This is a genomic window from Bradyrhizobium sp. CB82, from assembly GCF_029714405.1.
Classification (GTDB): Bacteria; Pseudomonadota; Alphaproteobacteria; order Rhizobiales; family Xanthobacteraceae; genus Bradyrhizobium.
On the sequence record NZ_CP121650.1, the window covers coordinates 6,285,972 to 6,311,616 of the forward strand.

The window sequence follows — 25,645 nt, forward strand, 5'->3', positions numbered from 1 at the left end:
TCATTCCGCCGGCTGAAGAGCCATGGGCGACGTGACTTCTGCCTCGCCGACGCGCACCGTCATCCAGAGATTGTAGGCCATGATCAGCGCACCGATCAGGAACAGAGCGCCGCCGGCGGCACGGATGATGTAGAAGGGATGCATCGCTTCCACGGTTTCGATGAACGAATATTCGAGGAAGCCGAGCGAGGTGTAGGCGCGCCACATCAGGCCCTGAAGGATGCCGGACACCCACATCGCCGAGATGTAGAGGACGATGCCGAGGGTGGCGATCCAGAAGTGCCAGTTGACGAGCTTGAGGCTGTAGAGGCCCTTACGATTCCAGACCCACGGCACGAGGCAATACAGCGCGCCGAAGGAGACGAAGCCGACCCAGCCGAGCGCACCGGAATGCACGTGGCCGATGGTCCAGTCGGTGTAGTGGCTGAGCGAATTGACGACCTTGATCGACATCATCGGACCCTCGAAGGTCGACATGCCGTAGAAGGCGACGGAGACCACCAGCATGCGCAGCACGGGGTCGGTGCGCAGCTTGTCCCAGGCGCCAGACAACGTCATCAGGCCGTTGATCATGCCGCCCCACGAGGGCATCCACAGCATCACCGAGAAGGTCATGCCGAGCGTCTGTGTCCAGTCAGGCAGCGCGGTGTAATGAAGATGGTGCGGGCCGGCCCAGATGTAGAGGAAGATCAGCGACCAGAAATGGATGATCGAGAGCCGGTAGGAATAGATCGGTCGGTCCGCGCGCTTGGGGATGAAGTAGTACATGATGGCGAGGAAGCCGGCGGTCAGGAAGAAGCCGACCGCGTTGTGGCCGTACCACCACTGGAACATCGCGTCCTGGACGCCGGCCCAGGCGACGTAGGATTTGGAGCCGAACACCGACACCGGCAGCGCGGGATTGTTGCCGAGATGCAGAACGGCGATCGTGACGATGAAGGCGAGATAGAACCAGTTCGCGACGAAGATGTGCGGTTCCTTGCGCTTGATCACCGTCACGAGGAAGACCAGCAGATAGACCACCCACACGATCGTCAGCCAGAGGTCCGCATACCATTCCGGCTCGGCATATTCCTTGGACTGGGTAACGCCGAGCAGATAGCCGGTGCCCGCGACCAGAATGAAGAAATTGTAGCCGACCACGACGAACCAGGGCGCGAGTTCGCCGGCAAGCCGAACGCGACACGACTTCTGAACGACGTAGAACGAAGAGGCGATCAGCACGTTGCCGCCGAAGGCGAAGATCACCGCCGAGGTGTGCAACGGACGCAGGCGGCCAAAGCTCGTCCAGGGCAGATCGAAGTTGAGCGCGGGCCAGGCGAGCTGCGAGGCGATGATCAGGCCGACCAGGAAGCCGGCGATGCCCCAGAACATCGCCATGAAGGCGGAGAACTTGATCGGGCCCATGTTGTAGTTGGGCCGGCCGTTGATTTCCGCGGGCGGTAGCGCCGCAGGGCGCTCGAAGTAGCGGTTGAGGATGACGAAGACCGCAGCGATGCTGGCCGCGGCGCTGAGTGCCGCATGGAATGCGAAGGGCGCATCGAGCGCCTTGGCCGCCGCGATCACGCAGAGAAAGGCGGTGACTGCGAAGACTACCGCCAGGCCGCTTTCACCGACGGTCATGGATTTGGAAATGGAGGGCTGGCTCATGCGGATTCTCTCTGAAAGAACACGGAGCCAGAAACCACATTCACGCTCGCGCGGAATTGATTGAAATCAAGATAACCGGATTTCCGGCGGTCGCGATCGACGGGACTTCGGGAAACGATATCAGCTACTTACGCGCGCATGACCGGCAGTACCTCCGGCAAATCACGGAGCCCGAATGTCGCAAAAATGCGCCAGCCGGTGGTCAGTCGCGCGCGTTGGCCTTGAGCGCGGTGATGACGTCCTCCCGCGCGATGATGCCGACGAGCTTCTGCGTGCCATCGAGCACGATGATGCTCCGGATCCGGTGCTCGACCATGAGCTGGAGCACACGGGTCAATCGCGTGTCGGGGTGGACGTAGATGAATTCCGGCGTCATGACATCGCCGACCCTGCGATTCATCAGGTCGAGATAGCGAGGCACCATCTGGCTCGGCGTGAAGGCGAAGCACTTCAAAATGTCGAACTTGGTGACGATGCCGACGACCTGCCCGTCCTCCTCGACTGGATAGCCGTTGAAGTCGTCGCGCTCGAACATCTCGCTGAGCTCGAGCATGTTGAGGTCGCGCACCACGGTCTTGACGTTGCGCGTCATGTAGCCGTCGGTGGTCTGTTCAAGGAATCTGTACACGGCGCGTCCCTCATTGTCCTTCAGTCAGCCGATGTCAGTGCGACAGCAGCACGCAGCGGGCTGACTGAGTGAGCAGAAACTGCGTGACGCCGCCGAGGACCAATTCGCGGAACCGCGAATGGCCGTAGGCGCCGGCCACGATCAAGCCGGCTCCGACATCGCCAGCCACCTTATCCAAATGGTCAGCCGCGCTTTCGTTCCGGCCCGCTTCCGACACCTGGGCGGTTGCCGTGACGCCATGGCGGGCGAGCCAGGCGACGACGTCGGTGACGGAGGCCAGCACCGCCGGGCGATCGTCGTCCGGCTCGGGGATCGCGACGAGCGTGATCTCCCTCGCCTTGCGCAGCATCGGCAACGAATCGGCGGCCGCGCGCCGCGCCTCCGGCGCATCCTTCCAGGCCACCAGCACACTGCGCAGATCGAGCCAGTCGATGCCGTCGGGCACAACCAGCAGCGGACGGCCGGTCTGCATCACCAGATCCTTGGGGGTGACGAGCGAGAAGGCGTCCGAGAAGGCCGGGCTTTGCCCGCCACTGACGATGATGTCGGCGCAGCGCGCCTGTTGCAGCGCGTAACGCGCCGGGAAATCGACCGCGCCGCGCCACTCGACGTGCCCGCCGCGATTTCTGGTCGCGGCGCGGAATTGTCCCTCGAGCTCCGCAAGGCACTGCCGAACCGAGGCCTCGCCCTGGTCGATCAGACGCTGGGCCTCGGCACCGTCGGTGAAATAGAGCGGCGGCGCGAACTGCGCCGCAGCAACTCCGACGATCGCCGCCTCGAAGCGCTCCGCGAGCTCGCCCGCGACCTGGAGCCTTGCCTCATTGGGCTGACCAAGCGCCAGGCTGACCATGACGGTCGCGTATGTCATTCCATGTCTCCCGAACTTGCGGATCGCGAAGATGCTAGGCGCACCGCCGCCGGAGCGGGATGAGATAGATCAAGCCGCCAGGCAGTTCGGGCCGGCTCGGCCAGCCGCCCCGAGCGGATTATCCGATTGCCGAACTTGCCTCCCGGGCGGCCATGCGCGAAATTATCGTCCGCGGAACCGCACCCCCACGACGCAAGGATGGAAGCAAATTGAGCCCGACCCGCGTAACTCATCCGGCAGATGACGGTCGGGGCGAACATTTCCGGGTCCGGATCGAAGGATTTGGCGTCGGCACCTGGGACCTTGATCTCAAGACGCAGGAATTGGAATGGTCGGATGCGGCCAGGGCGCTGTTCGGCGTCGCCCGCGACCTGGAGATCACCTACGAGTTCTTCCTGTCGCACCTGGAGCCGAAGGACCGCGAGCGGGTCGAAGCCGCGATCAAGCGCGTTTCAGAACGCGGCGGCGGGTTCGACGTGTCTTTCCGGATTTCCGGCGTCTCCAGCAAAGGGCAATGGATCCGAGCCCGCGCCGGCCTGATCCGGGACGACGCCGGGGCCGCGCGCCATCTCAGCGGGATCTTCCTCGACATCGACGAGGAGAAGCAGGTCGAGGAGGCATTGCGCACGCGCGAGAGCCACCTCCGCTCGATTCTGCAGACGATTCCCGATGCCATGATCGTCATCGACGGCCACGGCATCATCCAGCTGTTCAGCGCGGCCGCCGAGCGCCTGTTCGGCTATTTGGAGCATGAGGCGATCGGCCAGAACGTCGACATCCTGATGCCCGAGCCCGACCGCTCCCGCCACGACAGCTATATCGCCCGCTATCGCACCACGCGCGACCCGCACATCATCGGCATCGGCCGCATCGTTACCGGCAAGCGGCGCGACGGCACGACCTTTCCGATGCACCTGTCGATCGGCGAGATGCAGTCTGGCGGCGAACCCTATTTCACCGGCTTCGTGCGCGACCTGACCGAGCACCAGCAAACCCAGGCCCGGCTGCAGGAGTTGCAGTCCGAGCTCGTCCATGTCTCGCGCCTGAGCGCGATGGGCGAGATGGCATCGGCGCTCGCGCACGAGCTCAACCAGCCGCTGGCGGCCATCAGCAACTATATGAAGGGTTCGCGCCGGCTGCTGGCGGGCAGCAGCGATCCGAACATCACCAAGATCGAGAGCGCGATGGACCGCGCGGCCGAGCAGGCGCTGCGCGCCGGCCAGATCATCCGCCGCCTGCGCGACTTCGTCTCGCGCGGCGAATCCGAGAAGCGGGTCGAGAGCCTCTCCAAGCTGATCGAGGAGGCAGGCGCGCTCGGCCTTGCCGGCGCACGCGAGCAGAACGTCCAGCTCCGCTTCAAGCTCAATCCGGACGCCGACCTCGTGCTGGCCGATCGTGTCCAGATCCAGCAGGTACTGGTCAACCTGTTCCGAAACGCGCTGGAAGCCATGGCGCAATCGCCGCAGCGCGAGCTCGTCGTCACCAACGCCGAGGTGGCCGACGGCATGATCGAAGTCGAGGTCTGCGATACCGGATCCGGCTTCCACGACGACGTGATACCAAACCTGTTCCAGACCTTCTTCACGACGAAGGAGACCGGTATGGGCGTGGGACTTTCCATCAGCCGCTCGATCATCGAGGCGCACGGCGGCCGCATGTGGGCCGAGAGCAACGCATCGGGCGGCGCAACGTTTCGCTTTACCTTGCCGGCAGCCGACGAGAACTGATCAATGACCACAAAGGCACATGTCTATGTCATCGACGACGACCAGGCGATGCGGGATTCGCTGAACTTCCTTCTGGATTCGTCCGGCTTCAGCGTCCGATTGTTCGAGACGGCGCAAAGCTTTCTCGACGCGCTGCAGGGCCTCTCGTTCGGCTGCGTGGTCTCCGACGTGCGCATGCCGGGGCTTGACGGGATCGAGCTCTTGAAGCGCATGAAGGATGCTCAAAGTCCATTCCCGATCCTCATCATGACCGGTCATGGCGACGTTCCGCTGGCGGTCGAAGCCATGAAGCTCGGCGCGGTCGATTTCCTCGAAAAGCCATTCGAGGACGATCGCCTGACCGCCATGATCGAAGCGGCGATCCGCCAGGCCGAGCCTGCCGCCAAGAGCGAGGCGATCGCGCAGGACGTCGCCGCGCGTGTGGCCTCGCTCAGCCCGCGTGAGCGTCAGGTCATGGAGGGGCTGATCGCGGGCCTCTCCAACAAGCTGATTGCCCGCGAGTACGACATCAGCCCGCGCACCATCGAAGTGTATCGGGCCAACGTCATGACCAAGATGCAGGCGGGCAGCCTGTCGGAGCTGGTGCGGCTGGCGATGCGCGCCGGCATGCTCAAGGATTGAGGCAAGTCCGACTTGAGGCAGGTCAAGGCCCTCCCCTCGTCACGTGCTAGCAAAGCTGCCATGACCGAGATCAGCTTGCATTGTGGGCCGGATCCGATGTCGTCCTCACTCAAGCCCATCGTCTACGTGGTCGACGACGACGACGCCGTCCTGGGATCACTGCGATTCCTGCTGGAAACCGACGGCTTTGCCGTGCGGACCTTCAGGAATGCCACGGCATTGCTCAATGCTCCCCGCTCTGCGGGCGCGGACTGCTACGTGATCGACTACAAGATGCCCGACATCAACGGCGTCGAGCTTGCGAGGCGCCTGCGCACGTCGAAGGGCGACACGCCCGTGATCCTGATCACGGGTTATCCGGACGAGAATATTTCGACCCGGGCCGCCGCGGTCGGGATCAAGGACGTGATCCTGAAGCCGCTTCTCGACGAAAATCTCATCAAGTGCATCCGCGGCGCCATCGAGGGCAAGCCCAGGGGTTGACCTCAAGGCTCGACCTACGGGATTCTACGTAGGTAGACATCCTTAAGATATCGCTCGAAATTTTCACGCCGCTCGACGCGCGGTAACCATCCGCCATCACAACGGAGATGGCACAGATGCTCACCCAGTCGCTCAACACCCAGGTTCGCGGCAACAAGATCGCCCCCGCCGCCTATCCCGTCTCCGACCAGTTCGGCGCCATCACCGGCCATGTCGGTCTTGTCGCTACCGAATTCTCCTATCGCAAGGACGAGGAGATCTACGGCGAGGAGGAGCCCGCTGAATATGTCTACCAGGTCGTCTCCGGCGCGGTGCGCAGCTACAAGCTCCTCTCCGACGGCCGCCGTCAGATCGGCACCTTCCATCTCCCCGGCGACGTGTTCGGCCTCGAATCCGTCGCCAGCCATCGCCTCGCCGCCGAAGCCATCATCGACACCACCGTGCGCCTCGTGAAGCGCTCCAGCCTCGAGAAGGCTGCCGGCATCGATGTGCAGGTCGCGCGCAAGCTCTGGGCGATGACCGCGGGCGAGCTGCGCCACGCCGAGGACCACATGCTGCTGCTCGGCCGCAAGACCGCGATGGAGCGGGTTGCGACCTTCCTGCTCGAAATGGACCGCCGCCTCGCTGTCGCCGGCATGATGGCGCTGCCGATGTGCCGCCGCGACATCGGCGACTATCTCGGCCTGACGCTCGAGACGGTGTCGCGCGCGCTGTCGCAGCTTCATTCCCAGGGCATCCTGGGCTTCTCCGGTGCCCGTCAGATCGTGCTGCGCAACCGCCAGCGTCTGCACAATCTCGACGCCTGATTTCTTCCTCCCTGCCATCTTCCCGACTGGCCGGCCGAACCCGTTTCGGCCGACCATTTTCTTACTCTCAACGCGCGCTGCGCCGCGTCTCCGGCATCACCAGGAGAATCAGGAGGAGCCCGGCTGCTGCGACGCAGGCGAGGCCGACGAAGGCGGTGCTGCTGCCGAACCTGTCGCTGATGAAGCCGCCGAGCACGGTGCTCAGCGACGCACCGATGCCGGTGGCGGTTCCCACGACTCCCTGCGCAAGATTGAAATGGCCGCTGCCGAAGGCGACGTCGGCGACGATCAGCGGGATCATCACCGCGAACACAGCGGCCGTGATACCGTCGAACACCTGCACCAGCACCAGCACATAGGGATCACGGACGGTCGCGAACAACAGCCCGCGAATCGCAAGCGCGCCGAATCCGATCAGCAGCAGCGGCCGTCGGCCCCAGGCCTGCGCCTTGCGCCCGACCGACGGCGACATCAGTGCCACGATCGCCTGCGGCACGATGATGCAGCCCGCGATCAGGACGGTCGCCCACTGGCTCGACCGCGTCGTCACCACGCTGGCCATCAAGGGCAGCATCGCCGCGTTCGCGAGCTGCAACAGCATCACGCTGCAGGCGAAGATCAACAGCGGCCGCTGCCTCAGGAGATGCCACACATTCGTGTCCGCGCCTTCGGCGGCTTCGCGCGGCATTTCGCCGTGCGCGCGCGCCACGTCGACCTCCTCCTCACGGATCCGCGACAAGGCGATCAGGGTCGGGATCGCAAGCAGGAAGGTGACGAGGAACACCGAGCGGCTCGACAGGAGATAGCCGGCGGTGCCCATCACCGCGGCCGCGACCCCGTTACCAAGCGAGGCGAAGCGCGCGTTGCGGCCGAGCCGTTCGCCGATCGCGAACGGCCCGACGAGGCCGAGGCTGATCGCGGCGATCGCAGGCCCCAGCACGCAGCTCGCCGCCGCATGCAGGGTCGCTGCCGTCACCACGACCGGAAAGATCGGCATCGCCGCATAAGCCAGCGCGCAGCAGCCGATGGTCGCGATCGCAAGCGCCGCGACCAGCCGCTCGGATTTCGCGGCGTCGATGATCGCGCCACCCGGCATCTGACCGATCAGGCCGACGATGCCGCCGATCGACAGCACGAGGCCGATCTCGACCTGCGTCCATTTCTGCGTCGTCAGATACACCGCGATGAACGGGCCGAAGCCGGTCTGCACGTCGGCCAGGAAGAAGATGAACCAATCCAGCGCCCGCAGACTCTGCTTTGACGGCGCCGGTTGCGGAAGCGCAGAAACAGCGTTGCGGCTCTCGGGTCGGCCACGTTCAACGTCGCTCGGATGGCTCGGCTTCCTGGACAAGCGCACCGGCAGTCTGCCCTCCCCTTCCTTACGGAATGAACTGCAGCGGTTGCAGGGTGCCGGAGGCACCCAGCACGACGATCGGTGTGTCCTCCTTGTATTCCGGCGCAGCCGCGACCTGCGCCTTGGTCAGCTCCAGGCTGATGCTGTCCTTCTTGTTGGCGATCTTGCCGAAATGCAGCGCGTTCCAGTCGACCACGATCTTGCGGCTACCGACGCCGAGGAAACCGCCGAAATCGATCACCGCCGCCCGCACTTTGCCGGCGCGATCGACGATGACATCGACGATGCGTCCCATGTCCTCATCGGCGGCGCTGCGCACGTCCCGCCCGAGCACGCCGTGCGCGTCGCTGGCACCGATGATGGTGACCGAGGGCGGCGGCGCCGCGTCCTTCGGCACCACGGGCACGGTCGGGGCCGGCGACGGCGACGCGTTCGGCTCGGCTTGCGCCGCAGGAGGCTCCTCCGCCGCGTACGAGCCCGCAGGCGCGATGCTCCCCACGATCACTGCGACGAGCATCAACCGCGTCATGGCGCGCATGCTACCTCCTCCGACTGATTGCGCTAGTGCGCCAGCACGATCGATACCTGGATCTGGCCGCGCGTGCGCAGCACCTCGAGCGCGACATCATGGCCATGGCGCCGGATCCGCAAATCGACACTGGAGGCGCCCAGTTGCAACTCGCGCAGCACAACCTCGTTCAGGAACGCCGGCAGATGCGGATTGCGCAGGCGGATCTCGCAACGCGCGACGTCAAACTCGATGCCGAGCGCGGCTTCCAGCAGCGTGAACGGTGTCGCGCTCGCCCAGGCCTGCGGTGCACAGGCGACCGGGTAGAGAGTCGGGCCGCGTCGCTTCTCGCGGCGGAAGCCGCAGAACAATTCCGGCAGACGCCGGAGGTCCATGTAGGTCGCGGCCTCGAACAGGCCCTTGAAGACATGCGCCACCGAATGCTTCAGGCCGTAGCGCGCGAGCCCGAGCGTAATCAGCGCATTGTCGTGCGGCCAGACCGAACCGTCATGATAGGACATCGGATTGTAGCGCTTTTCGCCGAGCGCCACGGTGCGGATGCCCCAGCCGGAGAAGAAATGCGGCCGCATCAGGTCGGCGGCGACCTTGCGGGCGCGGTCCTCTCTGATCATGCCGCTGAACAGGAGCTGGCCGGCATTCGACGTCCGCACCTTGCAGGGTCGCTTGGCGCCGTCGAGCGCGATCGCGTAGGTGCCGAGTTCCTCGCACCAGAACGCCTCCTCGAAACGGGCGGCGAGCGCCTTTGCCTCAGCCTCGAGCTTCCTCACCTTGTCCGGCTTGCCCAGCCGCAGGGCGCAGCGCGCGGCGAGCTGCTTGGCGGCAAAGACGTAGCCCTGCACTTCGGCAAGCGCGATATAGCCTTCCGCGAGCGTGCCGTCGGCATGGAAGATCGCATCATAGGAATCCTTCCAGCCCTGGTTGGCGAGGCCCTGCTCGGACGCGCGTTGATATTCGACAAAGCCATCACGGTCGGGATCGCCAGGTCCGTCGATCCAGGCCAGCGCGGCCTCGATCGCGGGCCACAATTCCAGCAGCGTCTCAACATCACCCGTACGCTCGAAATAGCGGCCGGCGAGCAGCACGAACAGCGCGGTGGAATCGACGCTGCCGTAGTATTGAGCGAACGGGACCTCGCGCAGCGCCGCCATCTCGCCACCGCGCATCTCATGCAGGATCTTGCCGGGCTCGGCGTCGGCGAGCGGATCGGTGGATTTGGCCTGGAAGTGCGCGAGCCGCCGCAGCACGCCTCTGGCGACCCGCGGATCGATCCACAGCATCTGCAAGGCAGTGATCAGGCCGTCGCGGCCGAACGTCGTCGAGTACCAGGGAATGCCTGCATAGGGATAGCGGCCCTGCGGCGTATCCGTCATCAGCATGTTGAGGTCGGCCATCGCCTGGCACAGCACCTCGTTGAAGATGTTGTTGGAGGTCTCGATGCTGGTCGTCCCCGCCGTACAGGCGCGCATCTCGCGGCGGTGCGCCAGCATGGCCGGAAAAAAGCGCACGGGCTTGAGCGTCTGCGGCCGGTTGCAGGACACCGCCACAAACAACGACTTCGTGTGATGCGGCTCGAGCTCGAGCTGCCAGGTGGCGGCATTGACCGAAAGCCGGGTTGGCCTTGGATCGAAGTGCAGTCCGGTCGTGCGCTGCGCATCATCTAGCCCGCGATATTCGAACAGGACATCGGTCGGGCTGAGCAATTTGCTCGCGCCGGTCCCTCGCCGCGGCCGCTTCTCGCCACGCACCTCGAACAAATCGGCGAAATCGCTGTCGAACAGCAGCGTCAGCTCGAAGCTCGCCGGCCGGTCGCCATGGTTTTGGAGGCCAATACGCTGATAGGCCGTGCCGCGCCACAGGAACACCGTGCGCACGATGTGCAGCAGATCCTTCTGGAGGACGATGCGGCCATTGCGGTAGATATCGGGATTGGTGAGGTCGATGGTCAGGGCCGAGTTGTCGTCGCGCAAGTTCGAGCCGAGCAGCAACGGCTGAAGATCGTCGAGCACGAGCTCGAGCCGCGCGAGATAGCGCGTGTCGCAGTTGAACAGACCGTCCGGACCACCGGCGGAGGCGCCGATATCGCCATGGCTGTCGAGAACGATGAAGGTATCGTCGTGCTTGAGCGAGCGCCGCGGCCTCGCCGCAGGTCCCGTCATGGGAATGTAGAACGGCTGCTCCTCCACCACTTCCACGGTTCGCGATGCCGCGACGAACTGGGTGACGACTTCGGCTGACATGCGCTATTCCCCTGCGCCGTTATCCAAAACGCAATCGACCTGAACGCGACTGACGACTTACGCGGCGAACTTCGAGAGCCGATTCATCTCCTGCGTGACCAGCTCGCGGTAAGGCCCGTGGTTCTGCATCAGGCGATCGGGCGAGCCGTCCTCGATGATCTTGCCGGCCTTCAACACCACCACGCGGTCGAAGTTGCGCAAGGTTGCCAGCCGGTGCGCGATCGCGATCACCGTGCGGCCTCGCATCAAACGCGACAGCGCCTCGCGGATCGCCTCTTCCGCCTCGCTGTCGAGCGCCGCGGTGGCCTCGTCGAGCAGAAGGATCGGCGCGTCCTTCAGGAAGGCGCGCGCAATCGCGATGCGCTGGCGCTGGCCGCCGGAGAGCTTGACTCCGCGGTCGCCGACCATCGTATCCAGCCCCTCGGGCATGCTCTCGACGAAATCGCAGCGCGCCGCGATCGCCGCACGCAAGACCTCGTCGTCGGTCGCGTTGGGCCGGCCGTAGCGGATGTTCTCACGGACCGAGCGATGAAACAATGAAATGTCCTGCGGCACCACGGAGATCGCCTCGCGCAGGCTCTGCTGCGTCACACGCGCGATATCCTGGCCGTCGACGGTGACGTTGCCGTCATCGACGTCATAGAACCGCTGCAACAGCGTGAACAGCGTCGACTTGCCGCCGCCGGATTGCCCGACCAGGCCGACACGCTGGCCGGGTTGCAGCCGCAGGCTGAAGCGTTCGAATATCTTCGACGCTCCGGGATAGCCAAACGTCACGTTGTTGAAGGCAATCGCGGCGCCGCGCTTGACCAGCGGTTCGGCCTCGGGGTGGTCGCGCAATTCATGCGGCACCAACAGCGTCGCGATCGCCTCCGTGAGCCGCGCGACATGCTGGGTGACGTCGACCAGAGCGACCGCAAGATCGCGCGTCGCGTTGAGAATAGAGAGTCCGAGCGTACAGACGAGCACGACCTCGCCGGTTGTGGCTTCGCCCTTTTGCCAAAGCGTGATCGCCCAGGCGAGTAGTGCAAGGGTCAGAACGACAGTGACCGCGGCGTGGGTCAGGCGCAGCTTTTCCAGGTAGCGCAGGCTGCGGCCCCGCGCGGTGAGTTCCCGGTTCACGGTTGCATCGAAGCGCTGATGTTCGTGGGCGATGCCGCAGAACGCCCGCACCAGTGGCATGTTGCTGATGACGTCGATCATCTCGCCGTCGACGACGGCGGCCTTGTCGGCGAAGTCGTCATGCAACGGCTTGCCGGCCGCGGCGAGATGGAACATCGCGATTACCATGCCGCCGGCGATCACGATCAATCCGGCTGCCATATAAGGACTCACGGTTCCAATCAGCAGGATGGCCGCAACTGTGGCAGCGCATGGCGGAAGTACGTTCCAGACGAACATGTTCTCGACCGTGAACACGGCGTTCGAGGTTGCGGTGATGCGACTGCTGAGCATACCCGGCATGCGATCGGAGAAATAGCTCGGCGCATGACCCGTGAGATGGCGGAAGATGTCGCGGCGCAGATCGCCGGTCACGCCGACAAAGGTGAAGCTCGCTGTCCAACTCGCGATGCGCCAGAGGAAGTTATCGGCGGCAATCAGCGACATGAGGAAAACGAATGCCAGCCATACACTACCGCTATGCGATGCGCCGGCGGAGAGGCTGTCGACGAGCGACTTGACGCCATACTGCGTGCCCACCGAGCAGGCAACCGCGGCGATCACGGCCGACAGGATCACCAGATGCGACGCGAGCCGCCGGCGAAGATAGCGTAAAACAAAGGCAAACGGCCGCCTCGCGTAGCCGGACAGATGATCCATATGGTTGCCACCCCGTCATAAGAACTGTCAGTCGTGCCCCGCACGGCCCTGGTTGAGTGAACATCAACCGGCTCGATCCGGTTCCCTTGCAGTGCGATCACGACACGACGATGCAGGCGATCTGAGAAGCCGCCGTGACATCATCAAGACCAGATTGCGGACATCTCACGCCGTATTGCCGACGTGTCGAATAAGTAACCTTTCCGCGAGGGAACTTCGCAGATGCGGAAACGTTCCCTTCGCTGGCATGCCGGTGCCGAAGTGAGCTGGGGTTCAACTTTCATGATCGCGACAAGGAGATGGTGAGATGCGCATCGCGCAGGTAGCTCCGTTGACGGAGGCTGTTCCACCCAAGCTTTATGGCGGCACTGAACGGGTGGTGCATTGGTTGACGGAGGAACTGGTGGCGCTTGGCCACGACGTGACACTGTTCGCCAGCGGCGACTCGCATACCTCGGGCAAGCTCGACGCAATGTGGCCGAAGGCGTTGCGCCTCGACGGCGCGGTGCGCGACCCCAACGCACTGCACATGGTGATGCTGGAGCGGGTGCGGCAGAAATGCGACGACGAGGAATTCGACTTCCTCCACTTCCACCTCGATTACTATCCGTGGTCGCTGTTCTATCGCCAGCCGACGCCATTCCTGACGACGCTGCACGGCCGGCTCGACCTGCCCGAACACCAACCGGTGTTCAATACGTTCTCCAGCATCCCCGTCATCTCGATCTCGAATGCGCAGCGTCGGCCCGTACCGCAGGCGAACTGGGTGCGCACCATTCATCACGGCCTGCCGGAGAATCTGCTGACCCCGGTGCCCGCAAAGCAGGATTATCTTGCGGTGCTCGGCCGCATCGCGCCGGAGAAAGGTGTCGATCGCGCCATCAACGTCGCGACCCGCTGCGGCATTCCACTGAAGATCGCGGCCAAGGTCGATCGCGCCGACCAGGATTATTATGACGAGCTGATCCGGCCGCTGATCGAGAACAATCCGCTGGTCGAGTATATCGGCGAGATCAGCGACAACGAGAAATCGGAGTTCTTGAGCGGCGCGCTCGGCCTTCTGCTCCCGATCGATTGGCCCGAGCCGTTCGGCCTGGTGATGATCGAAGCCATGGCCTGCGGCACACCGGTGGTCGCCTGCAATCGCGGCTCGGTGCCCGAGATCATCGATGAGGGCCTGACCGGCTTCGTCGTCGAGGACGAGACCAGCGCGGTCGCGGCCGTCGGACGCCTGCCGCAGCTGAGCCGCGCGGCAATCCGCAAGCAGTTCGAGACTCGCTTCACCGCAAGGCGCATGGCGCTCGACTATCTCGCCGCCTACCGCGGCCTGATGGAAGCGACCGCGCCGAAGATCAAGCTGGTGAGCAGCGCGGAGTAGCGGTACGCCTCCACATTCTCCGCTGTCATTCCCCGCGAAAGCGGGGAATCCAGTACGCCGCGATCTCTCGTTTCCTCGCGTCGTCTCCGGAATACTGAATCGCCCGATCAACTCGGGCGATGACACCGACAATGTGGCACGCGGCTATGTCACCACCGCGCGCTTTGGCTCGACGATCTCGAACATGCGCGGGAATTCGTCCATCAGGGTCATCAGCTCGGCGAGGCGCAGTGCGTTGCCCGATAGCTTGATCTTGCCGGCGGCAACCGCCTCCGGGAAGGTCGTGAGCTTCGCGATCACCTCGTCGAGCGTAGCGCGGGCGAGCGTGAAACTGGCGTCGGCCTCCTCCGCCTGCACGCCCTCGGTATAGGTGAGCGCGGAATTCTCAAGATTGAGAATGAGTCGGGATGATCCTGAATGTCACCGTGCTCTCGAGAAAGGGTGGGACGCTCTCGCGCAGGGCGTATCGGAGTTCTCGACCGGGGGTAATGGTGGTTGGCTCGGGATCGGCGAGTTCCCGTCCCGGCAGCCACGCCTTTCGAAACTCGGGATTGCTGGTTGCCCGCCATGAAGATTTGCCAACGCCGGCAATTGGCTAATGCATGCCGAGAACTCTCGGCAGCCAGAGCGTCAGGCCAGGCCAGTAGGTCACGACGACGAGGAAGGCGAGCATCGTGAGCAGCCACGGCATGACGGCCCCAGCGAGCTCGGTGATACGCATTCGCGCGATCATCGAGGCGACGTAGAGGTTTAACCCGACAGGCGGGTGGCAGAGGCCGACCTCCATGTTGACGTCGATGACGATGCCGAAATGCACGAGATCGATGCCGAGTTTCTTGGCGGCCGGAGCAAGGATCGGAGCCATGATCAGGATGATCGAGTTTGGCTCCATGAAATTGCCGGCGAGCAGCAACAGCACGTTGACGACTAGGAGGAATCCGACCCAGCCGAGATTCTGCGCCGCGATCCAGTCGGCGAGCGTCGCCGGCAGGTTCTCGTTGGAGAGCACGAAGGAGAACAGCACCGCGTTGGTGACGATGTAGAGCAGCATCGCGCTGGTATTTGCGGCGCGCAGCAGCACGCGCGGCACGTCCTTCATCCCGATCGCCTTGTAGACGAAGACCGAGATGAAGAAGGAATAGACCGCTGCCATCGCGGCCGCCTCTGTCGCGGTGAACAGGCCGCTATAGATACCGCCGATGATGATGACGACCAGCATCAATCCCCAGATGCTCTCCCGGAACGTGCGCACCGTCTCGCCCCAGCTCGCCTTTGGCAGGCGCGGATAGTCGCGCTTCTTCGCGAGCCACCAGGTCACGATGCACAGCATCGTGGTCAACAGCATGCCGGGCAAAAGGCCCGCGACGAACAGCGCGCCGATCGAGGTATTGGTCGAGACCGCATAGACGATCTTCGGGATCGAAGGCAGCATCAGGATGCCGAGCGAGCCGGCGACCGTGATGATGCCGGCACCGAAGCGCATGGGATAGCCGTGGCGGACCATTTCGGGCAGCACGATCGCACCGATCGCGGCCACCGTGGCGACGCTCGAGCCGCACACCAGCGCGAACATCGCGCAGGCGACGATGCCGGCAAGCCCGAGGCCACCGTGCCAGTGACCGATCAGCGAGGTCGCGAAATTGATCATGCGCCGCGCCACGCCGCCATGGGTGAGGAAATTGCCCGCCAGGATGAAGAACGGGATCGCCATGATCTCGAAGCTCTCGATGCCCGTGAAGAGCTTCATCGAGACCGCTTCGATCGGTACCGCCGTCAGCGTGAACAGGAACGTCATCACGGTGAGGCCGAGCGCGATCGAGACCGGAATGCCCGTCAGCATCAGCGCGATCAGCAGCGCAAACACCGTGGCAGCGCGCATCCACTGCGGCAGCACGATGACGCCGGACTTTTCGGCAAGGCACAGCGCGAAGATCAGGATCGGTGCCAAAATCAGGATCACGCCGAGCGGCGAAACCTTTCGCGAAGCCGCTTTTGTCACAGCACCCGCCGGCTGCGGATGCAGCGCAGGCGAAGCGCCGGCCTGAATGCCCTCGACATGGGTCTCGTCGTGATGCGGCAGCTCGCCGGTCCAGAAATAGAACCAGGCGACCTGGAGGAAGCGGAAGCACATCAGGCCGGAGCCGAGCGGGATAGCCAGATACACGATCCACATCGGTGCTTCCAAATCGTTCGACTGCTGTCCGGTGTGGAACATCTCGCCGACGAAGGAGGCGCCGAAGGCCGCGATCATGCCGGTGAAGATCGCGCCGCAGAGCAGCGCGAACAGGATCACATGCTTGCGCGAATGTTCGGGCAGGCGGTTGACGAGCAGGTCGACGCCGACATGGATGCCGGTGCGCACGCCATAGGCTGCGCCGAACTTCGCCATCCAGATGAACATGTAGATACAGAGCTCCTGCGCCCAGGACAGGTCGAGCTCGGACAAGAAGGTGAACAGGCCCTGCGCTATCGCGGCGAGCCAGGTTAGCCCGTGCGCGGCGGCCCATCTGGAGAGCGCGATCGACTCCCCGGTGCCGTAGCGATGCAGCACCGCGATGAAGATCAGGCCCGTTGCCGCCGCAATGAGCGTCGCGATCAGCCATTCCTCGAGGTGATCGAGCGCACGATTTAGCACGCGAAGCAAATCAAGTCCCCCTTATCAGACTGAAACGGCCGGGAGTGCGTTCACTCCCGACCGTTCTTGTTGTTGCTCTACGCCAGGCCGTGTCAGTTCATCTTGACGTCGAGTTCCTTGGCGACGAGATCGAGCACCTCCTGCCCGACCCGGCCCTTGGCCCATCTATACGTCGGCTGCATCGCCTCCTGCCACGCCTTGCGGTCGGCATCGGAGAGGTAGTGCAGCGTGGTCTTGCCCGATTTCTTGATCTCGGCGAGCGCGTCCTCGTTCTCCTGGCGCGCGATCGAGTTGGTGTAGTCGGTCGCCTCCGACATCGCCTTCTCGAGCTGGCCACGGATGTCCGGCGGCAGCCCCGCCCAGAATTTCGAGTTGACGATCACGGCGTATTGCAGATGCGCGTGATAAGACACGGTGATGTCCTTCTGCACCTCGTAGAACTTCTGCGTCAGGTAGTTCGAGGCCGTGTTCTCGCAGCCGTCGACGACGCCGGTCTGCAGGGCCTGATAGACTTCGGAGAACGCCATGATCTGCGGGATCGAGCCGACGAGGCGGAAATACTGGTCGGCGACCTTCGAGCCCGAGATGCGGAACTTCAGTCCCTGGAAGTCGGCGGGCTTGATCAGCGGACGGTTGGACGAGACCATGTGGAAGCCGTTGTCCCAATAGGCCAGACCCGTGATGCCTTTTGCCTCCAGTTTCTGGAACAGCCACTTGCCGACCGTTCCCTTCATCGCATTGGCGTAGGTCTCGTCGTCCTTGAACAGCCAGGGCAGATCAAGCGCCTCGAATTCCTTCACCCCGAGCGGCGCGAATTTCGCGGTCGAGGGCGCGAGCATCTGCACCGACCCGAGCTGGAGCGCCTCGATCTCCTCCTTGTCCTTGTAGAGAGAGGAGTTCGGATAGACCTCGATCTTGACCTTGCCGTCGGTGTATTTCTCGGCGAGCTCCTTGAACTTGAGCGCGCCCTTGCCCTTGGGTGTATCGTTGGCGACGACGTGGCTGAACTTGATGACGATCGGGCTCTGGGCCTGCACGGCGGCAGGCGCCAACACGAACGTCGAGACGAGCACGGCCGCAGCGGCCGCAAGCAGCAGTTTGCGCATTAAGTACCTCCCAACAACCTCTAAAGCCGGTTCTTTTTTTGTTTTCCGGTCAGTAGTGGCAGCAAACCACCAGGCGAACAACTAGACCTAAGCCCAATTTGCCGCAGCCAAATCGCCTTGACGGCTCTTGTATACGCAAGTTTGCGCCCGCTCCAGCCCCGGCGGCCGGGCGCTTATGTCGCATCGGCGAACGAAGTTAACCCTTGCGCTGGGCGACCATGAACAGCCGCCGGAACGGAAACAGCGTCTTCCCCGCCGCATTCTTCGGATAGGCCTTTGCGACGCGCTCGCCATAGGCGGCCTCGAAGGCGGCCTTCTCCTCGCCCTGCAGGATGTCGAGATAGCGCGTCAGCCAGGTGCCCTTGGTCCACTCCTTGACGGGATTCTCGCCTTCCAGGACCTGGAGGTATTCGGTCTCCCAGATGTCGATGTTCTGCGACAGGGGCGCAAGCAGATCGTGATAGAATGCCGGCCCCTCGACCGGCGGTGGGGTGACGAGATGCTCGACCTTGGCCCGCCAAGGACCGTTGAACGCGGTCTCGCCGATCAGGACATGCGAGGGCGCGGTAAAATTACGCGGCATCTGCACTGCAAGCATGCCGCCGGGGGTGACCTTCTCCATCAGCGAGGGGAAGAGTGCCGCATGATTGGGCAGCCAGTGCAGTGCGGCATTGGAATAGATCAGGTCATATCGCTTCGTCGGGTGCCAATGGCCGAGATCCTCATGTGACCATTCCACCTCCGGCGCGGCCTTGCGGCCCGCGGCAACCATCTCAGCCGAACCCTCGACAGCGGTGACGGCAGCACCCGGCCAGCGCTCCCTGATCAGCTTTGTGACGTTGCCGGCTCCGGCACCGAGATCGGCAATGCTCGCGACCGCAAATTCCGGAATCCGCAACAAGAGATCGACCGCGGGCCTCAGGCGGTGACCGGAGAACTTCAAATATTGCTGCGGATCCCACACCATCTTCGCGAACCTGTTTTTCGTGTTTCCTTCGCCTTGGCTCTTCGTTACCACTGCTCGTCCCGGTCGGGCAAATCGCTCCCGGGACGCGTTGGAAACGAACCGCAACACAACAAGAGCAAACAAGAGAGCGTGTGACCATGGACCTCGGGCTCAAGTCGAAAACCGCAGTCGTCACGGGAGCAAGCATCGGCATCGGCCGCGCCATCGCCAAGGGCCTTGCCGCCGAAGGCGCACGCGTGGTGGCGGTAGCGCGGCGCAAGGACCTGCTCGACCAGCTCGTGCAGGAGTCAGGCGCGGGGCTGATCACGGCATTCGAGCAGGACGTCATGGCGGAGGACGCCGCCGAGCGGCTGGCCGCCTTTGCACTCAAGGAGCTCGGCCATGTCGACATCCTCGTCAACAATGCCGGCGGCAGCCGTCCGCTGCCGGTCGATGCGCCCGAAAGCAAATGGGACGAGGCGATCGCGCTGAACTTCACCAGTTACCGACGCATCGCGCATGCGCTGTTGCCGCAGATGATGGAGCGCAACTGGGGCCGCATCATCAACATCACCGGCAAGTCCGAGCCGGAAGGCCTCAACGCCGCCTTCGCCGCCAAGGCCGCCGTGCACGCCTGGGCCAAGGGCCTGTCGCGCGAGATCGGCAAGCATGGCATCACCATCAACTGCATCCCGCCCGGCCGCATCATGAGCGAGCAGATCCGCCGCAACTATGCGCCCGATTACCGCGAGCGCTTTGCGGAAGAGGAGATCCCGGTCGGCTATTGGGGCGAGCCGGAGGACCTTGCGGCCCTGGCCGTGTTCCTGGCCTCGCCGGTGGCGCGCTACATCACGGGCACGGTGATCCCGGTCGATGGCGGGTTGCGGCGGTATCAGTTCTGATCGACGAGAGCGCACCTGCCGGCGCGGCGACGTTTGCGTATTTGGTCGGTGTCCGAGCAGGGCGCATTACTGAATATCCCGCCAACGAGCCTGGAAACGTTTGATCCAACTCAATAGCGGCCTTGTCGCTTCGGTGCCCGCTCACTGCGGAAATGTTTGTCCTGCGGCGTGGGGCCGCGGAAGCCAATGTCCGGTCCGTTCGAATTCAAACGGGACGCATGTGGCCCGACCGAATTTCTTCGATCGCCAGGCCCCGAAACCAGAACGCGACGAACGCAATCTCGACCCGCGATCAATCCTATATCTTGCTGTGCAACAGCTGCGCCACCGCGGCGCCCATCGCCGCTGTGCCCAGAGTGCCGCCGATGTCGCGCGTCGCGCGTCCCTGGGCGATCGCGGTCGCCACCGCCTCCTCGATCGCGCGCGCAGCCTCCTCATAACGCGCCGCGCCGATCTTCTCCTCGTGCCAGGCCAGCAGCAGCGCGGCCGACAGGATCAGCGACACCGGATTGGCGACGTCCTGCCCGGCGATGTCAGGCGCCGAGCCGTGCGCGGCCTGCGCCATGGCGTGGCGGTCGCCGACATTGAGCGAGCCGCCGAGGCCAAGACTACCGGACAATTCCGCGGTGAGATCCGACAGGATATCGCCGAACATGTTGGTGGCGACGATAACGTCGAAGCGCTCGGGGTTGCGCACGACATGCGCCATCATGGCGTCGATGAGGACGTCGTCGACCTCAAGGCCCGGATAGCCCTTCGCCGCCTCGCGGCAGATGTCCAGGAACATGCCGTCGCCGATCTTGAGAACGTTGGCCTTGTGCACCACGGTGAGATGCCTGCGGCGCCTCATTGCCAGCCGGCAGGCCGCGTGCGCGATGCGCTCGCAGCACAACCGCGTGATCCGACGAAGCGAGATAACGACATCCGGCGTGACCAGCAGTTCACCATTGCCCTGTTCCATGTTGCGGTCGGCATAGAAGCCTTCGGTATTCTCGCGCACCACGACGAGATCGAAATCGCCGAGACGGCCGGGCCTGCCGGCATAAGTGCTCGCGGGGCGAATGTTGGCGAACAGATCGAGGTTCTTGCGGAAGTAACGCGACGGATTGATTTCGCCGCGCGCCTCGTCCTTGAAGTCGAAGGTCGCGGTCGGGCCGAGGATCAGCCCATCCGCCGCTCGCATCTTGTCGAGGAGCTCGGGCCGCACCGTCGTACCGAATTGCTTCAGGCTGGCGTGGCCGACGGCATGCTCCTCCAGCCGCAGGTTGAGCTGGAAGCGTTCGGACGCCACGCGCAGCACGGCCGAAGTCGCGGCCGAGATCTCCGGCCCGATGCCGTCACCCGACAGAACCACAATTTGCATCGGTCAATCCCCTCAAGGCAGCTTATCTCGATCATACGCCATGCCGCGCAATCGCCTCCCCATCCTCGCGCATACCCGTATGCAGGCATAGGCCTGTGGCACGCGGCGCGGCCGTAGTACATCCCGGGAGCAACATCGACACCTCACGCCGGAGCAAAGCGCAGGCAATGACAATCACGTTACCTGCGCTCGCGAAGGAGCCCGATCGCCCCATCGCCGACGGCCTGCCGACGATGCGCCGGCGCTGGGCGATCGCCGCGATCTTCACCGCGCTTGCGATGGCCTCGCTCGATACCGCGATCGCCAATGTCGCGCTGCCCGCCATCGCGGCCGATCTGCATGTCAGCCCCGAACAGGTGGTCTGGGTGGTCAACGTCTACCAGATCGCGCTGGTCGCCACGCTGTTGCCGCTCGGAGCCCTCGGCGAGATCGTCGGGCATCAGCGCATCTATCTTGGCGGGTTGCTCCTGTTCACGATCGCCTCGCTGCTCTGCGCAGTGGCGTGGTCGCTGCCGAGCCTGCTCGTGGCGCGCACGCTGCAGGGCCTGGGTGCGAGCGGCATCATGAGCGTGAACACGGCGCTCGTGCGCTTCGTCTATCCCGGGCGGATGCAGGGTCGCGGCTTCGGCCACAATGCGCTCGTGGTCGCGACCGCCTTTACCTTCGGGCCGTCGATTGCGTCCGCGATCCTCGCGCTCGGGCCGTGGCCCTGGCTGTTCGCTGTGAACATTCCCTTTGGCCTCGTTGCCATGGGCATTGGATTTGCGATGCTGCCGAAGACACCGCGCGCCGATCACGGCTTTGATTTCGCAGGCGCCGTGCTGGCGGCGATCTGCCTCGGCCTGTTCATCACGGGCATCGGCAGCGCGGCGCATAACCTCTCCCCTCGCCTCGTCGCGGTCGAACTGATCGCAGCGCTCGCGATCGGCCTCATCCTGACGCGCAGGCACGCCGACCATCCCGCGCCGATGTTGCCGATCGACCTGTTCAGTCGTCCCATGTTCGCGCTGTCGGCGGCGACCGCGGTCTGCTCCTTCGCCGTGCAGGGCCTCGCCTTCGTCTCGCTGCCGTTCTATTTCGAGGACGTGCTCGGTCGCTCCCAGGTCGAGACCGGCTTCTTCATGACGCCGTGGCCGCTGGTCGTCGCCATCATGGCGCCGATCGCCGGCCGCCTGTCCGACCGCCATGCAGTCGGACTTTTGGGCGGCATCGGGCTCGTGCTGCTCGGTATCGGCATGGCGCTCCTGGCAACGCTTCCGGCCAATCCGTCCATCCTCAACGTCATCTGGCGCATGGTGATCTGCGGCATGGGATTCGGCTTCTTCCAGGCGCCGAACATGAAGGCGGTGATGTCAAGCGCGCCGCCGCACAGAAGCGGCAGCGCGAGCGGCATCGTCGCCACCGCGCGCCTGACCGGCCAGACGACCGGCGCAGCGCTCGCCGCGCTCTGCTTTGCGCTTGCGGGACATGACGGCGCCACCGCCGCACTGGCCCTCGGCGCCGGTTTCGCCGCGCTCGGCAGCGTGATGAGCTTTCTCAGGCTGGCGGTGAGATAGGCTGTGACGCAGGTGCCGCCACCATCGGCGGCATCTGCTCGTTCAAAGCAGCGAGGCGCGCATCGATGGCTTCGATGACCCGGCGCGAGAACGGTCCGAGATGCGCATAGGCCGCAATCATCGCGACCGCAATGCGCGCCGAGGACGTGTCGCGCTTGGCGCAACTCAAGAAGGTCTTCCAGAGCGGGCCGTGCGCCTCAGGAATGGCTGACGTCACGCGATGCACGGTTTCCAGCGCACGCACCCTGTTACGGATGTCGCCCTCGGGGAGCTCCTGACGTTGCCGGGAACGGTCGAGCATCGTCATCAACCGGTCGACACGGCTCGCATAAGCGGCGGGATCATAGATCCGCTCCAGAACTTGCCTGTAATCCATCAGGATGTCCTGTAACGGGCGAACCGGATCGAAATTGATCCCGGCGGTGCACTGATCGCCGCCGCTCATGGTCGACGCAGCCGAATCGTGGTTCGGGCGCAACCGGCCTTCGCGGGCGAGACGCCGCGTCAGCTGCGTGTTCGGCAGGGCAAAAAGCAGGCCGACCATGCAGACGGGAATGGCGGCCTCCTCGATGAATTCGATCATGGCATCGGCCATCGAGACTTTCTCGCTGTCGAAGCCGACGATGAAGCCGGCGGTGACGAGCATTCCGGCACCGTAGATCTTGTGAATGCTCTCGGCAATGTTGCGCCGCGTGTTCTGCTTCTTCCGCATCGCGACCAGCGTCGCCGGGTCGGGACTCTCGATGCCGACGAAGATGCCGAAGAAGTTCGCAGCCGCCATCATGTTCAGGAGCTCCTGATCATCGGCGAGATTGACCGAGGCTTCGGTCGAGAATTCGAAGGGATAGTCGTGCGCGCGCTGCCATTCGGCGAGTTCGGGAAGAAACTGCTTCAGCGACTTCTTGTTGCCGATGAAATTGTCGTCGACGAAATCGAGATGGCCGCGGTAGCCCATCTGGTACAGCGCCTCGAGTTCGGTGAACATCTGCGACGCCGTCTTGGTGCGCGGGACGCGGCCGTAGAGCTCGATGATGTCGCAGAACTCGCAGGTGAAGGGGCAGCCGCGGGAATACTGCACGCCGATATAGAGATAGTCCTCGAATTTCAGCAGGTCGAAACGCGGCACCGGCGTCCTGGTCACGTCGGCCTGGAATTTCGGCGCAGTGAATACGCCCGATCGCACGCCACTCTCCCAGGCGGCGACGAACTCGTCGATGACACCTTCGGCTTCGCCCAGCACCTGAAAGTCGGCTCGCGCGTAGAGATGGGGGCTCGATGTCGGATCGGGACCGCCGACGACGACGGGCTTGCCCTTCGCACGGCAAAGCTCGATCAGCCGCAGCGTATCGGTCTGTTGCGGCAACATCCCGCCGGTGAAGACCACATCCGCCCAATCGAGATCGTCATCACCAAGCGGCGTGGTGTTGCAGTCGATCAGACGTATAGCCCAGCTTTGGGGCAACATCGCCGCGACGGTGATCAGCCCCAGGGGCGCTGCGGGGCGCCGCACGCCCATCAATTTGCAGGATTCGCCGAAGCTCCAGAACGACTCCGCCGTGAACAGCGGATAGAGCATGAGCACATTGCAACGGCGCGGCACGTTCATGGAACCCCCCTCAGGCTTCGTGCCGAGTGTACCAAAGCACGTCCGTCTTGTACCCCCTCCAAGCGGACAAACTGTCGCCTGCTGCGTCGCTTCATTCGCTGGACGACGCTTCAAGCCACGCCGCCGGCGCTCAGGGACGCCACCTGCGAACAGGCCCCACGACCAAAGTCTACCCGGATTACGCCTGTTCCAAGGGAACCCGACGGTCGCCGAAACCTTGCTTCGGTATGCCCTCGCGCGGAGGAGATTTCGTCATGAGCAAATTGCAAGAGCGCGAAACCGTACCCGATCTCTACAATCTTTTTCTCGCCGCCGTGTTGTTCGTTTCACCCTGGCTGTTCAGGCTGACGAACGAGCCGGGGAAGGTCGATCTCTGGATCACCGGCGCCGTCATCGGTATTGCCTCCCTCGCCGCGATCATCGCCTACCGCGACTGGGAGGAATGGGTGAACGTCCTCATGGGGGTCTGGCTCATTGCCTCGCCCTGGCTACTGGGCTTCCCGCATACCCGCGCCATGCACATCAGCATCGGAATAGGCATCGTCATCGCACTCCTCGCTCTGCTCGATCTCTTCCTCCACTACGAGAAGAGACATCCGGAGGACGATGTCACGGTGGAATCCGGCCAGGAAAAGGCGCACCGGTAAGGCGCGACGCAACACCGCGCGCGGGACATTCTTCCCGATGGCGCAGGATTGTTTCGCAGGCCCAACCTCGGACTGTTGATTTGAAACGGTTCCGTTAGCCGGACAGATTGCATGCCTTGGGGCCTCATCGGTGCATCGCGGCCGCATCGCTGGCCCTGCCCGCGCTGGTGCGCGCGCAGGGCGCTACGCGCGTCGTCGTGGTCGGCGGCGGCTTTGGCGGGACCGCCTGCGCACGAGCGCTGAACCGCAGCGCAGCGAATCCTGAGGTCACGCTGGTCGAGCCCAACAGGACCTTCACCGCCTGCCCGTTCAGCAACGAGGTGATCGCGGGCCTGCGCGAGATCGAGGCGCAGCAGTTCGGCTATGAGAAGATCGCCTCCGATGGCGTGAGGGTCATCGCGCAGGCCGCAACCGCGATCGATCTGCAAGCGCGGCGCGTCACGCTGGTCGATGGCTCATCCTTTCCCTATGACCGTCTCGTGCTCTCGCCGGGCGTCGATTTCCATTTCGACGGCCTGCCCGGCTATGACCAAGCCGCAAGCCAAAAGATGCCGCATGCCTGGAAGGCCGGTGAGCAGACGCTGCTCCTGCGCAGACAGTTGGAGGCCATGGATGATGGCGGCGTGGTCGCAATCGCGGTACCCGCCAATCCGTCGCGCTGCCCGCCGGCGCCTTACGAGCGCGCCAGCCTGATCGCGCATTATCTGAAAGCGAAGAAGCCGCGCTCGAAGGTTCTGATCCTGGACGCCAAGGACTTCCCGGAAAACCGCTTCACACTTTTC

Annotated in this window: 20 protein-coding genes and 3 pseudogenes; 9 read left to right on the plus strand and 14 right to left on the minus strand. The window is 64.0% G+C overall.

The window, feature by feature from the left end:
* The 3 genes from ccoN to QA640_RS30550 form a co-directional block, all read right to left on the minus strand.
* The gene (gene ccoN, locus QA640_RS30540) at nucleotides 1-1,650 is read right to left on the minus strand and encodes a cytochrome-c oxidase, cbb3-type subunit I (RefSeq protein WP_283036564.1); all 1,650 of its coding nucleotides are present in this window, start codon (nucleotides 1,648-1,650) and stop codon (nucleotides 1-3) included.
* A gap of 202 nt (nucleotides 1,651-1,852) precedes the next feature.
* Entirely contained in the window at nucleotides 1,853-2,278 is a 426-nt protein-coding gene (locus QA640_RS30545; protein ID WP_283036565.1) for a CBS domain-containing protein, read from the minus strand.
* A gap of 34 nt (nucleotides 2,279-2,312) precedes the next feature.
* Nucleotides 2,313-3,146, minus strand: a complete 834-nt coding sequence (locus QA640_RS30550; protein ID WP_283036566.1) for a universal stress protein — start codon at nucleotides 3,144-3,146, stop codon at nucleotides 2,313-2,315.
* Between the two features lie 209 nt (nucleotides 3,147-3,355).
* On the opposite strand from QA640_RS30550, the gene fixL reads away from it, so the two are divergent.
* The 4 genes from fixL to QA640_RS30570 all read left to right on the plus strand — a co-directional run bounded on the left by fixL (nucleotide 3,356) and on the right by QA640_RS30570 (nucleotide 6,783).
* Nucleotides 3,356-4,873 (plus strand): sensor protein FixL, encoded by a 1,518-nt coding sequence (gene fixL / locus QA640_RS30555; protein ID WP_283036567.1) that lies wholly within the window; start codon nucleotides 3,356-3,358, stop codon nucleotides 4,871-4,873.
* A gap of 3 nt (nucleotides 4,874-4,876) precedes the next feature.
* Entirely contained in the window at nucleotides 4,877-5,494 is a 618-nt protein-coding gene (gene fixJ / locus QA640_RS30560; protein WP_283036568.1) for a response regulator FixJ, read from the plus strand.
* Between the two features lie 60 nt (nucleotides 5,495-5,554).
* Entirely contained in the window at nucleotides 5,555-5,977 is a 423-nt protein-coding gene (locus QA640_RS30565; protein WP_283036569.1) for a response regulator, read from the plus strand.
* A gap of 116 nt (nucleotides 5,978-6,093) precedes the next feature.
* On the plus strand, nucleotides 6,094-6,783 hold the full coding sequence (locus QA640_RS30570) for a helix-turn-helix domain-containing protein (RefSeq protein WP_283036570.1): 690 nt from the start codon (nucleotides 6,094-6,096) through the stop codon (nucleotides 6,781-6,783).
* A 67-nt stretch (nucleotides 6,784-6,850) separates the two neighbouring features.
* Here QA640_RS30570 and QA640_RS30575 read toward each other — a convergent pair whose 3' ends face one another.
* Genes QA640_RS30575 through QA640_RS30590 form a run of 4 tightly spaced genes read right to left on the minus strand, consistent with a single transcriptional unit; the run spans nucleotide 6,851 to nucleotide 12,724 of the window.
* Nucleotides 6,851-8,140, minus strand: a complete 1,290-nt coding sequence (locus tag QA640_RS30575) for an MFS transporter (protein ID WP_283036571.1) — start codon at nucleotides 8,138-8,140, stop codon at nucleotides 6,851-6,853.
* 22 nt (nucleotides 8,141-8,162) lie between these two features.
* Nucleotides 8,163-8,675 carry a PRC-barrel domain-containing protein gene (locus QA640_RS30580; protein ID WP_283036572.1) on the minus strand — a complete coding sequence of 171 codons (513 nt, stop codon included), beginning with the start codon at nucleotides 8,673-8,675 and terminating at the stop codon, nucleotides 8,163-8,165.
* 23 nt (nucleotides 8,676-8,698) lie between these two features.
* Entirely contained in the window at nucleotides 8,699-10,903 is a 2,205-nt protein-coding gene (locus QA640_RS30585; protein ID WP_283036573.1) for an amylo-alpha-1,6-glucosidase, read from the minus strand.
* Between the two features lie 57 nt (nucleotides 10,904-10,960).
* Nucleotides 10,961-12,724 (minus strand): ABC transporter ATP-binding protein, encoded by a 1,764-nt coding sequence (locus tag QA640_RS30590; protein ID WP_283036574.1) that lies wholly within the window; start codon nucleotides 12,722-12,724, stop codon nucleotides 10,961-10,963.
* A gap of 307 nt (nucleotides 12,725-13,031) precedes the next feature.
* Here QA640_RS30590 and QA640_RS30595 point away from each other — a divergent pair, with 307 nt between their 5' ends.
* Nucleotides 13,032-14,102 carry a glycosyltransferase family 4 protein gene (locus QA640_RS30595; RefSeq protein WP_283036575.1) on the plus strand — a complete coding sequence of 357 codons (1,071 nt, stop codon included), beginning with the start codon at nucleotides 13,032-13,034 and terminating at the stop codon, nucleotides 14,100-14,102.
* A gap of 144 nt (nucleotides 14,103-14,246) precedes the next feature.
* On the opposite strand, the pseudogene QA640_RS30600 reads toward QA640_RS30595, so the two are convergent.
* The 5 genes and pseudogenes from QA640_RS30600 to QA640_RS30615 all read right to left on the minus strand — a co-directional run.
* Nucleotides 14,247-14,501: pseudogene (locus QA640_RS30600) on the minus strand (alkyl sulfatase C-terminal domain-containing protein); the annotation flags it as partial.
* 196 nt (nucleotides 14,502-14,697) lie between these two features.
* Nucleotides 14,698-15,981, minus strand: coding sequence for a TRAP transporter large permease subunit (locus QA640_RS48380; protein WP_349253755.1), 1,284 nt, complete (start codon nucleotides 15,979-15,981; stop codon nucleotides 14,698-14,700).
* A 285-nt stretch (nucleotides 15,982-16,266) separates the two neighbouring features.
* A pseudogene (locus tag QA640_RS48385) lies at nucleotides 16,267-16,503 on the minus strand (TRAP transporter small permease); the annotation flags it as partial.
* Between the two features lie 326 nt (nucleotides 16,504-16,829).
* A complete protein-coding gene (locus tag QA640_RS30610) occupies nucleotides 16,830-17,843 on the minus strand; it encodes a DctP family TRAP transporter solute-binding subunit (RefSeq protein ID WP_283036576.1) in 1,014 nt (337 codons plus the stop codon).
* Nucleotides 17,844-18,039: 196 nt separating this feature from the next.
* Nucleotides 18,040-18,810, minus strand: a complete 771-nt coding sequence (locus QA640_RS30615) for a methyltransferase domain-containing protein (protein ID WP_283036577.1) — start codon at nucleotides 18,808-18,810, stop codon at nucleotides 18,040-18,042.
* A gap of 137 nt (nucleotides 18,811-18,947) precedes the next feature.
* On the opposite strand from QA640_RS30615, the gene QA640_RS30620 reads away from it, so the two are divergent.
* Complete coding sequence (locus QA640_RS30620) at nucleotides 18,948-19,691, plus strand: SDR family oxidoreductase (RefSeq protein WP_283042935.1); 744 nt, start codon at nucleotides 18,948-18,950, stop codon at nucleotides 19,689-19,691.
* A 298-nt stretch (nucleotides 19,692-19,989) separates the two neighbouring features.
* Here the strand turns inward: QA640_RS30620 and QA640_RS30625 are convergent, their stop codons facing one another.
* A complete protein-coding gene (locus QA640_RS30625; RefSeq protein WP_283036578.1) occupies nucleotides 19,990-21,054 on the minus strand; it encodes an isocitrate/isopropylmalate family dehydrogenase in 1,065 nt (354 codons plus the stop codon).
* Between the two features lie 167 nt (nucleotides 21,055-21,221).
* On the opposite strand from QA640_RS30625, the gene QA640_RS30630 reads away from it, so the two are divergent.
* On the plus strand, nucleotides 21,222-22,610 hold the full coding sequence (locus tag QA640_RS30630; protein WP_283036579.1) for an MFS transporter: 1,389 nt from the start codon (nucleotides 21,222-21,224) through the stop codon (nucleotides 22,608-22,610).
* Here the strand turns inward: QA640_RS30630 and QA640_RS30635 are convergent.
* Complete coding sequence (locus tag QA640_RS30635; RefSeq protein WP_283036580.1) at nucleotides 22,591-24,216, minus strand: B12-binding domain-containing radical SAM protein; 1,626 nt, start codon at nucleotides 24,214-24,216, stop codon at nucleotides 22,591-22,593. The genes QA640_RS30630 and QA640_RS30635 overlap by 20 nt on opposite strands.
* Before the next feature lie 254 nt (nucleotides 24,217-24,470).
* On the opposite strand from QA640_RS30635, the gene QA640_RS30640 reads away from it, so the two are divergent.
* Nucleotides 24,471-24,863 carry an SPW repeat protein gene (locus QA640_RS30640; RefSeq protein WP_283036581.1) on the plus strand — a complete coding sequence of 131 codons (393 nt, stop codon included), beginning with the start codon at nucleotides 24,471-24,473 and terminating at the stop codon, nucleotides 24,861-24,863.
* Nucleotides 24,864-24,970: 107 nt separating this feature from the next.
* A pseudogene (locus QA640_RS30645) lies at nucleotides 24,971-25,633 on the plus strand (FAD/NAD(P)-binding oxidoreductase); the annotation flags it as partial.
* Nucleotides 25,634-25,645: the final 12 nt, after the last annotated feature.

Excerpts from the sequence above, each read along its gene's own strand:
- ccoN (WP_283036564.1), bottom strand. The coding sequence starts at position 1,650 with ATGAGCCAGCCCTCCATTTCCAAATCCATGACCGTCGGTGAAAGCGGC.
- QA640_RS30550 (WP_283036566.1), bottom strand. The coding sequence starts at position 3,146 with ATGACATACGCGACCGTCATGGTCAGCCTGGCGCTTGGTCAGCCCAAT.
- fixJ (WP_283036568.1), top strand. The coding sequence starts at position 4,877 with ATGACCACAAAGGCACATGTCTATGTCATCGACGACGACCAGGCGATG.
- QA640_RS30565 (WP_283036569.1), top strand. The coding sequence starts at position 5,555 with ATGACCGAGATCAGCTTGCATTGTGGGCCGGATCCGATGTCGTCCTCA.
- QA640_RS30570 (WP_283036570.1), top strand. The coding sequence starts at position 6,094 with ATGCTCACCCAGTCGCTCAACACCCAGGTTCGCGGCAACAAGATCGCC.
- QA640_RS30580 (WP_283036572.1), bottom strand. The coding sequence starts at position 8,675 with ATGCGCGCCATGACGCGGTTGATGCTCGTCGCAGTGATCGTGGGGAGC.
- QA640_RS30585 (WP_283036573.1), bottom strand. The coding sequence starts at position 10,903 with ATGTCAGCCGAAGTCGTCACCCAGTTCGTCGCGGCATCGCGAACCGTG.
- QA640_RS30590 (WP_283036574.1), bottom strand. The coding sequence starts at position 12,724 with ATGGATCATCTGTCCGGCTACGCGAGGCGGCCGTTTGCCTTTGTTTTA.
- QA640_RS30595 (WP_283036575.1), top strand. The coding sequence starts at position 13,032 with ATGCGCATCGCGCAGGTAGCTCCGTTGACGGAGGCTGTTCCACCCAAG.
- QA640_RS48380 (WP_349253755.1), bottom strand. The coding sequence starts at position 15,981 with ATGCGCGCTGCCACGGTGTTTGCGCTGCTGATCGCGCTGATGCTGACG.
- QA640_RS30610 (WP_283036576.1), bottom strand. The coding sequence starts at position 17,843 with ATGCGCAAACTGCTGCTTGCGGCCGCTGCGGCCGTGCTCGTCTCGACG.
- QA640_RS30615 (WP_283036577.1), bottom strand. The coding sequence starts at position 18,810 with ATGGTGTGGGATCCGCAGCAATATTTGAAGTTCTCCGGTCACCGCCTG.
- QA640_RS30620 (WP_283042935.1), top strand. The coding sequence starts at position 18,948 with ATGGACCTCGGGCTCAAGTCGAAAACCGCAGTCGTCACGGGAGCAAGC.
- QA640_RS30625 (WP_283036578.1), bottom strand. The coding sequence starts at position 21,054 with ATGCAAATTGTGGTTCTGTCGGGTGACGGCATCGGGCCGGAGATCTCG.
- QA640_RS30630 (WP_283036579.1), top strand. The coding sequence starts at position 21,222 with ATGACAATCACGTTACCTGCGCTCGCGAAGGAGCCCGATCGCCCCATC.
- QA640_RS30635 (WP_283036580.1), bottom strand. The coding sequence starts at position 24,216 with ATGAACGTGCCGCGCCGTTGCAATGTGCTCATGCTCTATCCGCTGTTC.
- QA640_RS30640 (WP_283036581.1), top strand. The coding sequence starts at position 24,471 with ATGAGCAAATTGCAAGAGCGCGAAACCGTACCCGATCTCTACAATCTT.